This window comes from Burkholderia sp. MSMB1072, assembly GCF_001524725.1.
GTDB lineage: Bacteria > Pseudomonadota > Gammaproteobacteria > Burkholderiales > Burkholderiaceae > Burkholderia.
Genome location: NZ_LOYC01000034.1, coordinates 20,485 through 34,790 on the forward strand (window position 1 = coordinate 20,485; position 14,306 = coordinate 34,790).

Consider the following 14,306-nt stretch of genomic DNA (forward strand, 5'->3'; position numbering starts at 1 on the left):
AAGCGGCGGAGATGCACGGGGCGGGGATCGGCGAACGGGGCGGCGCAGCGCGGGCGCAAGCGCGTAGAATGCCCGCTTCGACGAATTTGACGGAGCCGCACCGACCATGAACGATCAGCGCAAGAAGAACCCTGTCCGCAACGTGAGCATCCTGATCGTCGTGGCCGTGCTGCTCGTGATCGGGACGATCCTGTACAACGCGATTTCGCAGAAGCACGCGTACGACGAGGCCCATCCGGCCGAGGCCGCGAGCGCCGCGTCGCACTGAACGCCGGCGTGCATGATCGCTGCGCGGCGCGATGGAGCCGTGGGCGAGACGCAGGGGGCAGGAGGAGACGGGGGCGGCGCGACGCGTGATCCATCGCATCGCGCCGGACAGACGCAGGCGCCGAGGCCGGCGCGCCGCATGGAACAATCAGTCGAGCGTCATCGTGACGCAGGGGCGAACTTCGGGCGGATCCGTGCGTAGAACACGGCCGCGAGCAGCGCGAGCCACGCCGCGCCGACATACAGCGCGACGCGCGTATCGTCGAACCAGCCGAGCATCACGATCACGAAGCCCATGAATGCAATCGTCAGCGCGGGCGCCACGGGCCACAGCGGCACCTTGAACTTCAGCGCCGCGACTTCCGCGCCCGACAGGCGGCGACGCATCGCCACCTGCGACAGCAGGATCATCAGCCAGACCCACACGGTCGCGAACGTTGCGATCGCGGCGACCACCAGGAACACGTCCTTCGGCATCAGGTAGTTGAGCAGCACGCCGACCAGCAGCGCGGCGGCCATCACGAGCACCGTGACCCACGGCACGCCGTGGCGCGACGTCGTCATCAGCACGCGCGGCGCCTGACCCTGCCGCGCCATCCCGAACATCATCCGGCCCGCGCCGAAGATGTCGCTGTTGATCGCCGAGATCGCCGCGCTGATCACGACGAGGTTCAGGATCGTCGCGGCGGATTTCACGCCGAGCGCCGAGAAGATCTGCACGAACGGGCTGCCGTCGCTGCCGACGCCGGTCCACGGGCCGATCGACATCAGCACCACCATCGTCAGCACGTAGAACAGCAGGATGCGCGCGGGCACCGCGTTGATCGCGCGCGGAATCACGCGCTCCGGGTCCTTCGCCTCGCCGGCGCTCATCCCGATCACCTCGATCCCGCCGTACGCGAAGATCACGACCGACAGCGACGCGATCAGCCCGCCGATTCCGTTCGGCAAGAAGCCGCCGTGGTTCCACAGGTTCGCGAACGTCGGCACGTCGGCGGAATGACCGAGGTGCATGCCGGTCAGCAGGATCGCGACGCCGCCGCCGATCATCGCGACGATCGCGCCGACCTTGATGATCGACAGCCAGAATTCAAGCTCGCCGAACACCTTCACGTGACACAGGTTCAGCCCGCAGATGATCGCGACGACGCCGAGCACCCAGATCCATTGCGGGACATCCGGAAACCAGAAGCCCATGTAGATGCCGAACGCGGTGATGTCGGCGATCGCGACGATCACCATTTCGAGCGTGTAGGTCCAGCCGGTGACGAAGCCCGCGAACGGGCCGAGGTTCTCGGTCGCGTAGTGGCCGAACGAGCCCGCGACGGGTTCGCGCACGGCCATCTCGCCGAGCGCGCGCATCACCATGTAGACGGCCGCGCCGCCCAGGAGGTACGCGAGGATCACCGCCGGACCCGCGAGCTGAATCGCGGACGCCGACCCGTAGAACAGGCCCGTGCCGATCGCCGAGCCCAGCGCGAGAAAGCGGATGTGCCGCGCGCTCAGGTGGCGCTGCAAGTTTTTCATCGAGTCTCCGATATCGTTATGCGACGAACCGGGCGAGCGGGGCCGGCCCGATTGGCTCAAGTTGTCTATACAACTTGAATGTGAACGAATGATAACAAGCCGGGCCCGGTGACCGGAATCGGGTATTCCCTGACTGGCGCGGCGAGCGGAACGGCGCTTGAGGCATTCGCGCGTCCGCAGGTGCGGGCCGCGTGGCGCGGGTGGGCATGCTTCGGGGCAATCGTCAAGCCGGAGCGCGCCGATGGCCGAGCCGCGACGTGCGCGGGCCGGCCTGCCGGCGCGGACATGCGGGGTCAGGCGGGCAGGCGGATCACGCTCGCATCCTTGCGGATCAGCAGCGACGACGCGAGCATCTGCTTGCACTGGTGCGCGAGCACCTTCAGGTCGTGCGTGAGCTCGGCGCCGACCGCGTCGGATTTCTCCGCGGACACGACCATCGCATCGAGATCGCGCGTGATCTGCTTCGACGTTTCGAGCTGGTCGGCAGGCGGCGGCTCGCCGGCTTCGGCTTTCTCGAGATTCTCGAGCACGGCGGCGAGGCCGCGCTGCAGTGCGTCGTCGTGGACGAGGCCGCCATCGGCCGCGCATGCGCTGCGAATCAGCGGTGCGGCAGCCGTGATCTGCGCGCCGAGCACGTGCGTCTGCACGAGCAGGTCGTTCAGTTCGGGCACGAAGCGCTGGTGCGCCTTCGGCTCGATCATCATCCGCTGGAACGCCTGCCCGAGGTTCGCGAACGCGATGTGCACGTCCTTGCGGGCGAGGCGGTAGCGGTAGTCGTCGTCGAGCGTGCTGGCCGGCGTTTCGATCGCCGCGGCGACGACGGGTACGACGGCCGCGCCGTCGGCGGTCGGCACCGGCGGCGGCGACATGCCGCGCCCGGCGCGCCACACGGCCTCGAAATACTTGCGGGTGGACGTCAGCATGTCGGTGACGAGCTTGCCCATCAGCCGGTATTCCCAGTACGGGAACAGCCGGCTCGCGGCGATCGCGATCATGCAGCCGACCACCGTGTCGATCGCGCGCTCGCCGATGATCCGCATGCTGCCCGGTGCGAGCAAGTGGAACATCAGCAGCACGTACGACGACGTGAACACGACGCTTGCCGCATAGTTGAACAGCAGCAGGCTGTAGCTCATCACCATCGACCCGAACATGATCGCGATCAGCAGGTGCGGCTCCTTCACCGTGTAGATCAGCGCGATGCTCGCCGCGCAGCCGATCAGCGTGCCGATGATCCGCTGTGCGTTGCGCTGCTTGGTCAACGAGTAGCCGGGCTTCAGGATGATGATGGTGGTCATCACGATCCAGTACGCGTTCGTAAGCGGCAGCAGCCGGCCGATCCAGAAGCCGACCGCCACGGCGATCGTCACGCGCAGTGCATGGCGAAAGCTCGGCGAACGCATGTTCAGGTTCGAGAAGATCAGCAGCGGCGACATGCGGCGGCGCTGCAGGAAACGCGTGAGCGCCTTGTCGATCTTCAGTTCGGTTTGCTGCGGATCGGCATGGCCCGACAGGTTGCGGCGCATCCGGTCGATCAGGCGCGTCGCGCTCCAGATGCGCCGGAACGTCGCGAGCACGGCCGCATACGCTTCCGCGTTGGTGGCCGCGAAGTTCTTCTTGCGCATCAGCTCGATCTCGTACTCGATCGCGCGCAGCTCGGCCTTCACGCTGATGCGCGAATGCGGCGCGCGGTTCTCGAGCACCGCGAGGCCGATCTGCTCGAGATCGGCGGCGGCCTTGCGGATCAGGTCGCGGTAGAAAATGATGAGATCCGAGCCGCCGAACGTGTTGCGCACGAGCGGGTAATCGGTGTGCGCGCCGACGAACAGCTCGTGCAGGTCGACGCTGTTGATGAACAGGTTGTACATCGTCGTGCGGCCGGGGTCGAGCTTGCCGCGCCGCAGCTTCGGCAGGTTGCGCAGCACGATGTCGCGCGCGGTTTCCTGCGTTTCGACCGCGGTGATCTGCCGGGCGACGAGATTGCGGTAGCACTCGTCGAGATCGGCGTCGAGATCGTAGAACTGCGCGCGCGCGAGCAGGTAGTCGGCACAGGCGAACAGGCTTTCGGCCAGCGCCTGCTGCTCGATCCGGCGCGCCTGCCATTGCGACACGAGCGTGGCCCAGTACGTGTACCAGAGGCCGCCCGCGAGAATCCAGCCCGCGTTGACGAACGCCTGCAGCGGCGTGAACTTCTCCTCGAGCGTCATCACCATCATGAACAGCGTCGCGAAGCTGATCTGCGGCCAGCGGTTGCCGTAGACGACGATCAGCGACAGCACGAACGTGAGCGGCACGATCGTGAGCCACAGCGCGAAGATGTTCGGTGTCGCGAGGCCGGTGGCGAGCGCGGCGAGGAAGCCGATCACGCTGCACGCGAGCATTTCGTTGTGCTTGTACTTGAGCGGGCCCGGCATGTCGACGACGCACGCGCCGAGCGCGCCGGTCGAGATCGTGAAGCCGAGCTCCCGGTTATGAAACACGATCAGGCACAACACGGCCGGCAGTGACACGCCGACCGCGATCCGCAGGCCGCCGAAAAAGTACTGGCTGTAGAAAAACTTTCTGATTTCGACCGAATAGCGCATCGATGGGCTGAATGGCAGACGAAGACGCCCGGGGGCGGCGTATTGACTGGCGACGAGTCTATCGTATTTCGCCGCTCGCAAAAGCTGGCTTTCCGGCCGAGGTTCGCGGCGGCGGCCCATTTGCTATCCTTGGTGATCCTGTTCGCCCGATCCCGCCGGTGCGAGGTTCCGACGCCCGCTTCATGCTCCATCTTTTCTATTCGAACCGTCACGAAACGCTGGCCGACGCGCTGCTCGAAGATCTGGCCGCGTTTCCGGCCCGCAACGGCCCGTGGGCGCCGCAACAGGTCATCGTGCCGAGCGCGGCGCTGCGCCGCCGCCTCGAGCTCGACATCGCCGCGCGCAACGGCGTGTGCGCGAACGTCGAGTTCACGTATCTCGCGCAGTGGCTGTGGGCGCAGATCGGCCGTGTGCTGACGGTGCCCGCGCGCTCGCCGTTCGCGCCCGACCGGCTCGTGTGGCGCTGCTACCGGCTGTTCGCGCAGGCGGCCGACGGTGCGCCGTGGCTCGCGTCACCGCGGCTGGCCGCGTATCTGTCGGCCTCCGACGATGCGATGCGCTACGAACTGGCTCATCGCGTCGCGGCCGTGCTCGATCACTACCTGACCTATCGCCCCGAATGGCTGGCCGCGTGGCACGCCGGCGAATCGGTGCTCGCGGGCGACGGCGCGCCGCGCGGGATCAGCGACGCCGCACGCGACGACGAGCGCTGGCAGGCCGCGCTGTGGCGCGCGCTGCTCGCCGAGCTGAGCGACAGCGGTACGCCGCCGGCGCACCGCTTCCTCGTCGAAGCGCGCCATCTCGATGCCGATGCGCTCACGCGCGCCGACTGGCCCGAATCGGTCAGCGTGTTCGCGTTGCCGACGATGCCGCCGCTGCACGTCGCGCTGTTGCGCGAACTGTCGCGCTGGATCGACGTGCGCGTCTACGCGCTGAATCCGTGCCGCGAATTCTGGTTCGACATCGTGACCGCCGCGCACGCCGAGGCGCTCGATGCGGCCGGGCGGCGCGATTACCAGGAGGTCGGCCATCCGCTGCTCGCCGAATGGGGCAGGCAGACGCAGGCGCAATTGCACATGCTGCATGAACTGACCGAAAGCGCCGCGTCAGGCGATGCGTCGCGTTTCGTCGAGAATCCCGCGCCTACCTGGCTGGCGCGCGTGCAGAACGCGATCCTCGAACTGCAACCGGAGGCCGAGCTCGGCGACACGCCGGTCGAGCGCGGGATCGAGGTGCACGTGTGCCACAGCCTCGCGCGCCAGCTCGAGGTGCTGCACGACCGGCTGCTCGCGTGGTTCGACGCCGATGCGAGCCTGCAGCCGTCCGACGTGCTCGTCGCGGTGGCCGATCTCGCCGCGGCCGGGCCGTTGATCGACGCGGTGTTCGGCACGGCCGGCGCCGGCGGTGCGCGGGTGCCTTACCGGATCACCGGCCTGCCGCCGTCGCAGGCGAATCCGGTCGCGCGCGTGCTGCTCGACTGGCTCGCGTTGCCGGAGCGGCAGGTCGGCGCGCCGGAGCTGGTCGAATGGCTGCGCGTGGATGCGGTGGCCGCGCGCTACGACATCAACGCGGCCGCGCTCGAAACGGTGCAGACCTGGCTCGCGGCCGCCGGCGCGCGGCGCGGGCTGTCGCCGCTCGCGAGCGACGACGCGGCCGTGCCTGCGCCGCGCCATACGTTCTCCGATGCCCTCGCGCGGCTCTTTCTCGGCTATGCGATGCCCGAAGGGGCGGCGCCGATCGGTGCGTGGCTGCCGATCGAGGCGGCCACGGGCAGCGAGGCCGAACTGCTCGGCCGGCTCGCACGGTTTACCGACGATCTCGACGGCTTCGCGCGGCGGCTCGCGGAGTCGCACACGCCGCGCGGCTGGAGCGAACTGTTTGCGGACACGCTCGCGCGCTTCTTCGACTCGGGCGCCGCGTATGCGGACGCGCTGGCCGGCGTGCGCGACGCGCTCGACGCGATGCTGGCCGCGATGACGGAGGGCGCGCCCGACGAGGCGTTGCCGGCGGCCGTCGTCCGCGCGGGGCTCACCGCGGCGCTCGACGATCCGGCCCGCGGCGGCGTGCCGTGGGGCGGCGTCACGTTCTCGTCGCTGACGAGCTTGCGCGGGCTGCCGTATCGCGTCGTCTGCCTGCTCGGAATGGATGACGGCGTGCTGCCGAGCCTCGCGCGCGCGGACGAGTTCGACCTGATGGCCGTGCTGCCGAAGCTGGGCGATAGGCAGCGCCGCGACGACGAGCGCAATCTGTTTCTCGACCTGTTGCTCGCCGCCCGCGACCGGTTGCTGATCGCCTATACGGGCCGCAGCATTCGCGACAACGCGCCGTTGCCGCCCGCGGCGCTGGTCGACGAACTGCTCGATCATCTCGCGGACGTCACGGCCGGGCCCGGCGCCGCACCGGACGCGGTCGATGCCGCGCGCCGCGCGTTCATCGTCGAGCATCCGCTGCAACCGTTCGCGGCCGCGTATTTCCAGCCGGGCAGCGACCTCGTTTCGTATGACGCCGAGCGGGCGACGCTCGCGTCGCTGCTGGCCGCTGAGGCGTCGCGCGACGGGCCGCGCGAGCAGCCGTTCTTCGCGCAGCCGCTGCCGACGGAGCCGGTCGAGCCCGTCGCGTTCAGCGAATTCGAACGTTTCTGGCGCCATCCGGCGCGTGCGTTGCTGCGCGGCCGGCTCGGCATCGTGCTGGCCGATGCGCAGGCCGAACTGCTCGATACCGAGCCGTTCGCGCTGGACTTCGCCGGCAGCGACGCGCTTGCCGAGCGCGTGCTGCCGCTCCTGATCGAAGCGGGCGACGGCGGCGTGCACGATCATGCGCTGCGCATTGCGGACGCGAGCCCCGAACTGCCCGGCGGCGCGACGGGCGCGGTGTGGCGCGATCAGGCGCTCGGTTCGATGACGCAGCTTGCGTCGAACGTGCGCCGTGCGCTGGCCGACGGCATCGAGCGGCGGCCGTTCTCGCTCACCGTCGTGCCGGCGTGGCCCGATACCGAGCAGGCGCTGTTCGGCGCCGACGACGCAATGCTGGCGGCCGACGCGGTAGGCGCGCCGCTCGAATTGCATGGCACGCTGAATCGGCTGACGCCGGCCGGGCAGGTCATCTATCGCTATGCGCGGCCCAGTGCGCGCGATTACCTGTCCGCTTGGCTCGCGCATCTCGTCTACTGTGCGGTCGAGCCCGGCGGCCCACGCCGCACGCTGTGGTTCGGCAGCGGCGGTGCGTTCGAGCTGACGCCCGTCGCGGCGCCGCTCGAACGGCTCGCGCCGCTGGCCGCGCTGTTTCGCGCGGGGCGGCGCATGCCGCTGCGGTTTTTCCCGCGCAGCGCGTGGGCGCGGGTGTCCGACGGCGAGGCCAAGGCCGCGAGCGTGTGGATCAACGAGCGAGTGGTCAGCGAAGCCGACGATCCGGCCATCGCGATCGCATGGCGCGGCGCGCATCCGTCGCTCGACGAGCCGTTCGGCACGCTCGCACGGCTCGTGTTCGAGCCGCTCGTCGAGCATCTGAAGGAGGTCGCATGAGCGCTGTGTCGCAGCCGCAGGCGCTCGAACTCGACGTGTTCGCGTGCACGCTCGACGGTGTCAACCAGATCGAGGCGTCGGCCGGCACCGGCAAGACGTGGAACATCTGCGCGCTGTATGTGCGCCTGCTGCTCGAAAAGGATCTCGGCGCGGACGAAATCCTCGTCGTGACCTTCACGAAAGCGGCGACGGCCGAACTGCACGAGCGGATTCGCAGCCGGCTCGCGCAGCTTGCGCATGCGCTCGACACGGGCGACGACGGCGGCGATCCGTTCATCGCGCGTCTGTGGGAGACCACGCTCGGCGTCGACGGCGCGCTCGATCCCGAGACGGCTGCGAAGCGGATCCGGCGCGCGCTGCGCGCGTTCGATCAGGCCGCGATCCATACGATCCACGCGTTCTGCCAGCGCGCGCTGCAGGAGGCGCCGTTCGCGGCGGCGATGCCGTTCGCGTTCGACATGGAGGCCGACGATGCGTCGCTGCGCTTCGAACTCGCCGCGGATTTCTGGCGCACGCGCGTCGAACCGGCGGCCGCGCGCTGGCCGGGCTTCGCGACCTGGCTCGTCGAATCGGGGGCCGGCCCGGCCGCGCTCGATGCGCAGCTCGCACGCCGGCTGAAGAAGCCGCTTGCCGCGTTGCGCTGGGACGGCGTGACCGAGCCGGACGAATCGGCCGAAGCGGCCGCAGCCGAATGCTTCGCGGAAGCCGCGCGCATGTGGGCTGCCGAGCGCGACGCGATCGATGCGCTGCTGCGCGCCGCGCAGCCCGCGCTCAATCAACGCTCGCACAAGCCCGACGCGCTCGCCGATGCGCTCGCGGCGTGGGCGGTGCATTTCGAGCAGGGCGATGCGACGGCCGCGCTGCCGAAAGCCGCACTGAAGCTCACGCAAACCGCGCTGACGAAGGCGACGAAAAAAGGCGGTGCGACGCCCGCACACGCGTTCTTCGAGGTGGCCGACGCGCTCGAAGCGGCCGTGGCCGCGGCCGAGGCCGCACAGCGCGCGCGCTGGCTCGCGTTGATCGCCGAATGGCTCGACATGGCGCCGGGCGAATTGGCCGAGCGCAAGCGCACGCGGCGCGTCGTGTCGTTCGACGATTTGCTCGCGAACCTGTATCACGCGCTGCACGCGCATCCGTGGCTCGCCGACACGCTGCGCGCACGCTATCCGGCCGCGCTGATCGACGAGTTCCAGGATACCGATCCGCTGCAGTTCGCGATCTTCGACCGGATCTTCGCGCCGGGCGGCCCGCTGTTCCTCGTCGGCGATCCAAAACAGGCGATCTACAGTTTCCGCGCGGCCGATCTGCATACCTATCTCGCCGCGCGCGCACGGGCGAGTGCGTGCTACACGCTCGCGGTCAATCAGCGCTCGACGCCCGCGATCGTCGATGCGTGCAACCGCTTCTTCATGTCGAATCCGCGCGCATTCGTGCTCGACGGGCTCGACTATTACGCGGTGCGCGCCGGCACGCGCGTGCGGGCGCCGTTCGTCGACGAGACCGATCCGGGGCCGGCCGGCGATTTCCGGATATGGGCGCTGCCGGGCGGCGAAGGCACGTTGCTCAAGCGCGACGCGCAAGCGCAGGCTGCCCAGGCCTGCGCGGCGGAGATCGCGCGGCTGATGCGCGGCGCACGTGAAGGGCGCGTGCGGCTGGGGGACACGCCGTTGTCGCCTGGCGACATCGCGGTGCTCGTGCAAACGCACCGGCAGGGTAGCCTCGTGAAGCGCGTGCTCGCGACGTGGGGCATCGGCAGCGTCGAGCTGGCGCAGGCATCGGTGTTCTCGACCGGCGACGCCGAGCAGCTCGAACGCGTGCTGGCGGCGATCGATGCGCCAGGCGACCTGCGGCGTTTGCGCGCGGCGCTCGCGTCCGACTGGTTCGGGCTCGACGCCGGCGCGCTGTGGCGCATGGAGCAGGGCGACGGCGATGCGCCACCTGGCGCGTCGCCGGCCGACAGCGCCGATGCGATGAGCTGGGTCGAGCGTTTCTCGCGGTATCGGCTGCTGTGGCGCGAACGCGGTTTCGCGGTGATGTGGCGCACGTTCACGCGCGAGCTGCGGATCGCCGAACGGCTGATGGCCGGGGCGGACGGCGAGCGCCGCGTGACCGACATCAACCATCTGGCCGAGTTGACGCAAGCGCGGGCATCCGCACAGCCCGGCATCGCGCCGACGCTGCGCTGGCTCGCCGCTCAACGGCTCGACGGCGGCGGCGAGGAAGCGCAACTGCGGCTCGAATCCGATCGCAACCTGGTGCAGATCGTCACGGTGCACAAGTCGAAGGGGCTCGAATACGCGATCGTGTTCTGTCCGTTCCTGAACGATGGCGGGCTGCGCGAGCCGCCGTCGTCCGCGCTGCCCGATGCGCGCGAGTATCACGACGACGCAGGCGATGCGGTGCTGCATTACGGATGCGACGACGAGGCGGCCGCGCACGCGGCGCGGCAGGCGCTGCGCGAGCAGGCCGCGGAACGCGCGCGGCTCGTCTACGTGGCGCTCACGCGCGCGGTGTATCGCTGCTATGTCGTCGCCGGGCCCTACCTGTCGTCGCGCTCGACGCGCGAAGCGCGGCGCAGCGTGCTCAACTGGCTCGTCGCGGGTGCCGGCCATGCGTTCGACGCGTGGCTCGACGAGCCGCCCGACGAGGCCGCGCTCGATGCGGCATGGCGCGCGCTCGCGGGCGGCCCCGTGAGCATCGCGCCGCTGCCCGTGCCTGCGCGCCGCGAGCGTCTCGCGGCCGGGCACGATGCGTCGCAGACGCTCGCGGCGCGCCATGCGACGCGCATCCTGCGCGATGCGTGGCGGATGGCGAGCTTCAGCTCGTTGACTGCGTCGATGGCGCGCGAGGAGGCGGGCGTCGCGGCCGTGCCCGACGACGAATTGCGGCCCGATCACGATGCGCTTGCCGCGGTGGCGCCGGACGGCGAACCGATACTGGCCGACACGGTGACGGCTCCGCCTGACGACGACATCCTGATGTTCCCGCGCGGTGCGGCGGCCGGCGAATGCTTGCACCGCCTGTTCGAACTCAGCCGGTTCGCGGAGCCCGAATCGTGGCACAAGGCCGCGCTCGGCGCGCTGCACGACCGTCCGGTCGAGGCCGAGCCGGCGCTTGCGGCACGCCTGCCGGCGATGATGGCGCGGCTCGTCGACGACGTCGTGCACACCGAGCTCGTGCCGGGCATGCGGCTCGCCGATCTCGATCCGGCCAGACGGCTCGACGAAATGGGTTTCCTGTTCCCGGCGCCGTCGCTCGACCTGACGGCGCTGCGGCGGCTGCTGGTCGCGCACGGCTATCCGGACGTTGCACTGGAGGCGGGCACGCTCGCCGGTTTCATCAAGGGTTTCATCGACATGATCGTCGAACACGACGGCCGTTTCTGGATCGTCGACTGGAAGTCGAACCACCTCGGCACGACGCCGGATGCCTATGGCCCGCGCGCGCTCGATGTCGCGATGGCCGATCACGCGTATCACCTGCAGGCGCTGCTCTATACGGTCGCGCTGCATCGCTACCTGCGCGGCCGGCTGCCCGATTACGACTACGACACGCACATCGCCGGTTACCTGTACCTGTTCGTGCGCGGCGTGCGGCCCGGCTGGCGCAGCGGCGGCGAGCCGGCCGGCGTGCACGCGCGGCGGCCCGCGCGTGCACTCGTCGACGCACTCGACCGGATGATGGAAGGGGGCCGCGCATGACCGCGTCCGACGACATGCTCGAATTCACCGGCGGCCTCGTCGCGCGGCTGCCCGAGCCGGCCGATTTCGGCATCGCGCTCGCGGAAGGCTTCGCACGCCGCATCGGCGACCTCGCGCGCCGTGCCGGTGCGCCGGCCGCGGCGGCGCGCTGGGCCGCGCGCGCCGCGTTCGCGACGAGCCGTGCGACCGCCGGCGGCCACGTGTGCGTCGCGCTTGGCGCGCTCGCGCAGCGCTACGAAGCGTCGCTCGACGAGGTGCGCGCGGCGCTGGCCGCGAGCGGCGTGGTCGCGTTCGGCACGCTCGCACGCGGCGACGAGCGGCCGCTGATCGTCGACCGGCTCGATCATCTGTACCTGTCGCGCTATTTCGATTACGAACGGCGGCTCGCCGATGCGCTCGTCGCGCAGGCCGGTGTCGCCGCGCCGGACGAAAGCCTGTCGCCCGACCGGTTGCGCGACAGTCTCGCTCGTTACTTCGGGCCGGCCACCGGCGAAGTCGACTGGCAGCGCGTGGCGGCGATCGTCGCGCTGACCGGCCGCGTGACGATCGTCAGCGGTGGGCCGGGCACGGGCAAGACCACGACCGTCGTCGGCGTGCTGGCCTGCCTGCTCGATGCGCATCCGGGGCTGCGCATCGCGCTGGCCGCACCGACCGGCAAGGCCGCGCAACGGATGCAGGAGGCGCTGCACGCACGCGCCGGCGATTTGCCGCCCGAACTCGCGGCGCGCCTGCCCGACACGTCTTATACGCTGCATCGGCTGCTGGGCGGCGGCGGGGCGGCCGGCTTCCGGCATCATCGCGACAATCCGTTGCCGTACGATCTGATCGTCGTCGACGAGGCGTCGATGATCGACGTCGCGCTCGCCGCGCATCTGCTCGACGCGCTCGCACCGGGCGCCCGGCTCGTGTTGCTGGGCGACAAGGATCAACTGGCCGCGGTCGAGGCCGGCGCCGTGTTCGCGGAGCTGAGCGCACGGCCGGCGTTCACCACCGCGGCCCGCAAGCGCATCGCGCAGGCGCTCGACATCGACGAGGCGGCATTCGTCGCGGCGTTGCCGGTGCCGGACGAAGCCGCGCCGGCAGCGGATGCGCGTGCGCATCCGGCATCCGCTTCCGCACAGGCTTCGGCGTTGCCATCGGCATCCGCGCCTGTTGCGCGCAAATCGGCGCCTCGGCCGAAAGTCGATGCGCGACAGGCGTCGCTCTTCGACGACGAACCGCAGGATGCCGAAGCGTCGTCGGCCGACATCGCGCCGTCGCCGTCATCCGAGTCGGCACCGGCCGATGCCGGCGCACCGGGCAATGCGCCGGCCTGGATCGAGGCCGACGAGCTCGCTTGGCTCGACACCGTCGAGCTGGCGCCGTTCCACGCAGACGATGCGGCGCTGGCGTCGGCGGCCGCATCGCCATTGGCCGGCGAAGCCGCTGCCGCGTCTCCCGGCACGCCCGCTCCGGCACCGCTCGCGGACTGCGTCGTATGGCTCGAACGCAATTACCGCTTCGGTCTCGATTCGCCGATCGGCCGGCTGTCGCTCGCGATCCGCCGCGGCGACGTGCAGGCGGCGCTCGATGCGCTGCCCGCCGACGACTCGGCAGCCGCATCGTTTCACGACGATGCGGGCGACACGCTGGCGTCGTCGACGGTCGAGCGGCTCGCGCGGCGTTTCGGCGCATACCTCGATGCATTGCGCGACGCGCTGGCCGCGCCGGCGCCCGATCCGCTACCGCTATTCGACGCGCTCAACCGGTTCCGGATCCTGTGCGCGACCCGCAGCGGCTCGCGCGGGGCGGAACACGTCAATGCGCTGGTGGCCGCGCACGTGCGGCATGCGGCGCGCGTGCCGCTCGCGGTCGGCGCGCACTGGTTCACCGGACGGCCGATCATGGTCACGCGTAACGACTATGCGCTCGGGCTGTTCAACGGCGACATCGGCATTGCGCTGCCCGACGCGCACGGTGTGCTGCGCGTGTGGTTCCGGCGTGCGGACGGCGCCGCGCGTGCGGTGTCGCCGGCCGCGCTGCCGCCGCACGAAACGGCGTTCGCGCTGACGGTGCACAAATCGCAGGGCTCGGAATTCGACGAAGCCGCGCTCGTGCTGCCTGCGTCGTTCGGCCGGGTGCTCACGCGCGGGCTCGTCTATACGGCCGTCACGCGCGCACGCACGCGCGTGCAGGTCATCGGGCCGCGGCGCGTGCTGGCGCAGGCGGTCGCGACGCGCACGCAGCGCGATTCGGGGCTCGCGGCCCGCGTCGACGAGGCGCTCGCCCGGCGCCGCACGGAGGCTTCGCAATGATGATTCGCTACACGCTCGATCCGGCCGAGGTCGAATGGACGGCCGTGCGCGCGCAGGGCGCGGGCGGGCAGAACGTGAACAAGGTGTCGAGCGCGATTCATCTGCGCTTCGACATCCGCGCGTCGTCACTGCCGCCGGTCATCAAGGAGCGGCTTCTCGCGTTGTCCGACCAGCGCATCACGCGCGACGGCATCGTCGTGATCAAGTCGCAGGAATATCGGACGCAGGAGAAAAACCGCGAGGCCGCGCTCGCGCGGCTCGATGCGCTGATCGGCAGCGTCGCGCACACGCCGCGTGCCCGGGTCGCGACGCGGCCGACGCGCGCGTCGAAGGAGCGGCGGCTCGAGCACAAGTCGCGCCGCAGCGTGGTGAAGTCGGGGCGCGGGAAGGTGGTCGACTGACCAATGATCG

At 70.2% G+C, this 14,306-nt stretch carries 7 protein-coding genes; 5 read left to right on the top strand and 2 right to left on the bottom strand.

Annotation, left to right across the window (positions count from 1 at the left end; translation table 11 throughout):
* Nucleotides 1-106: 106 nt before the first annotated feature.
* Nucleotides 107-268: a hypothetical protein gene (locus WS89_RS33820; protein ID WP_006476417.1), complete on the top strand. Its 162-nt coding sequence runs from the start codon at nt 107-109 to the stop codon at nt 266-268.
* 158 nt (nt 269-426) lie between these two features.
* On the opposite strand, the gene WS89_RS17595 is transcribed toward WS89_RS33820, so the two are convergent.
* Nucleotides 427-1,794: an amino acid permease gene (locus tag WS89_RS17595; protein ID WP_059792322.1), complete on the bottom strand. Its 1,368-nt coding sequence runs from the start codon at nt 1,792-1,794 to the stop codon at nt 427-429.
* 293 nt (nt 1,795-2,087) lie between these two features.
* Nucleotides 2,088-4,379: an FUSC family protein gene (locus WS89_RS17600; RefSeq protein WP_059501861.1), complete on the bottom strand. Its 2,292-nt coding sequence runs from the start codon at nt 4,377-4,379 to the stop codon at nt 2,088-2,090.
* A gap of 182 nt (nt 4,380-4,561) precedes the next feature.
* On the opposite strand from WS89_RS17600, the gene recC reads away from it, so the two are divergent.
* The 4 genes from recC to arfB are packed head-to-tail and all read left to right on the top strand — an operon-like array spanning nt 4,562 to nt 14,296.
* Nucleotides 4,562-7,900, top strand: a complete 3,339-nt coding sequence (gene recC / locus WS89_RS17605) for an exodeoxyribonuclease V subunit gamma (RefSeq protein WP_059792324.1) — start codon at nt 4,562-4,564, stop codon at nt 7,898-7,900.
* Nucleotides 7,897-11,601, top strand: a complete 3,705-nt coding sequence (recB, locus tag WS89_RS17610) for an exodeoxyribonuclease V subunit beta (protein ID WP_059792326.1) — start codon at nt 7,897-7,899, stop codon at nt 11,599-11,601. The genes recC and recB overlap by 4 nt, the downstream gene beginning before the upstream one ends.
* Nucleotides 11,598-13,895: an AAA family ATPase gene (locus tag WS89_RS17615; RefSeq protein WP_059792329.1), complete on the top strand. Its 2,298-nt coding sequence runs from the start codon at nt 11,598-11,600 to the stop codon at nt 13,893-13,895. The genes recB and WS89_RS17615 overlap by 4 nt, the downstream gene beginning before the upstream one ends.
* Nucleotides 13,892-14,296: an alternative ribosome rescue aminoacyl-tRNA hydrolase ArfB gene (gene arfB / locus WS89_RS17620; protein WP_059792331.1), complete on the top strand. Its 405-nt coding sequence runs from the start codon at nt 13,892-13,894 to the stop codon at nt 14,294-14,296. The genes WS89_RS17615 and arfB overlap by 4 nt, the downstream gene beginning before the upstream one ends.
* Nucleotides 14,297-14,306: the final 10 nt, after the last annotated feature.

What these genes read in the sequence shown, in the direction of transcription:
- WS89_RS33820 (WP_006476417.1), top strand. Translation starts at nt 107, where the DNA reads ATGAACGATCAGCGCAAGAAGAACCCTGTCCGCAACGTGAGCATCCTG.
- recC (WP_059792324.1), top strand. Translation starts at nt 4,562, where the DNA reads ATGCTCCATCTTTTCTATTCGAACCGTCACGAAACGCTGGCCGACGCG.
- WS89_RS17600 (WP_059501861.1), bottom strand. Translation starts at nt 4,379, where the DNA reads ATGCGCTATTCGGTCGAAATCAGAAAGTTTTTCTACAGCCAGTACTTT.
- WS89_RS17615 (WP_059792329.1), top strand. Translation starts at nt 11,598, where the DNA reads ATGACCGCGTCCGACGACATGCTCGAATTCACCGGCGGCCTCGTCGCG.
- WS89_RS17595 (WP_059792322.1), bottom strand. Translation starts at nt 1,794, where the DNA reads ATGAAAAACTTGCAGCGCCACCTGAGCGCGCGGCACATCCGCTTTCTC.
- recB (WP_059792326.1), top strand. Translation starts at nt 7,897, where the DNA reads ATGAGCGCTGTGTCGCAGCCGCAGGCGCTCGAACTCGACGTGTTCGCG.
- arfB (WP_059792331.1), top strand. Translation starts at nt 13,892, where the DNA reads ATGATGATTCGCTACACGCTCGATCCGGCCGAGGTCGAATGGACGGCC.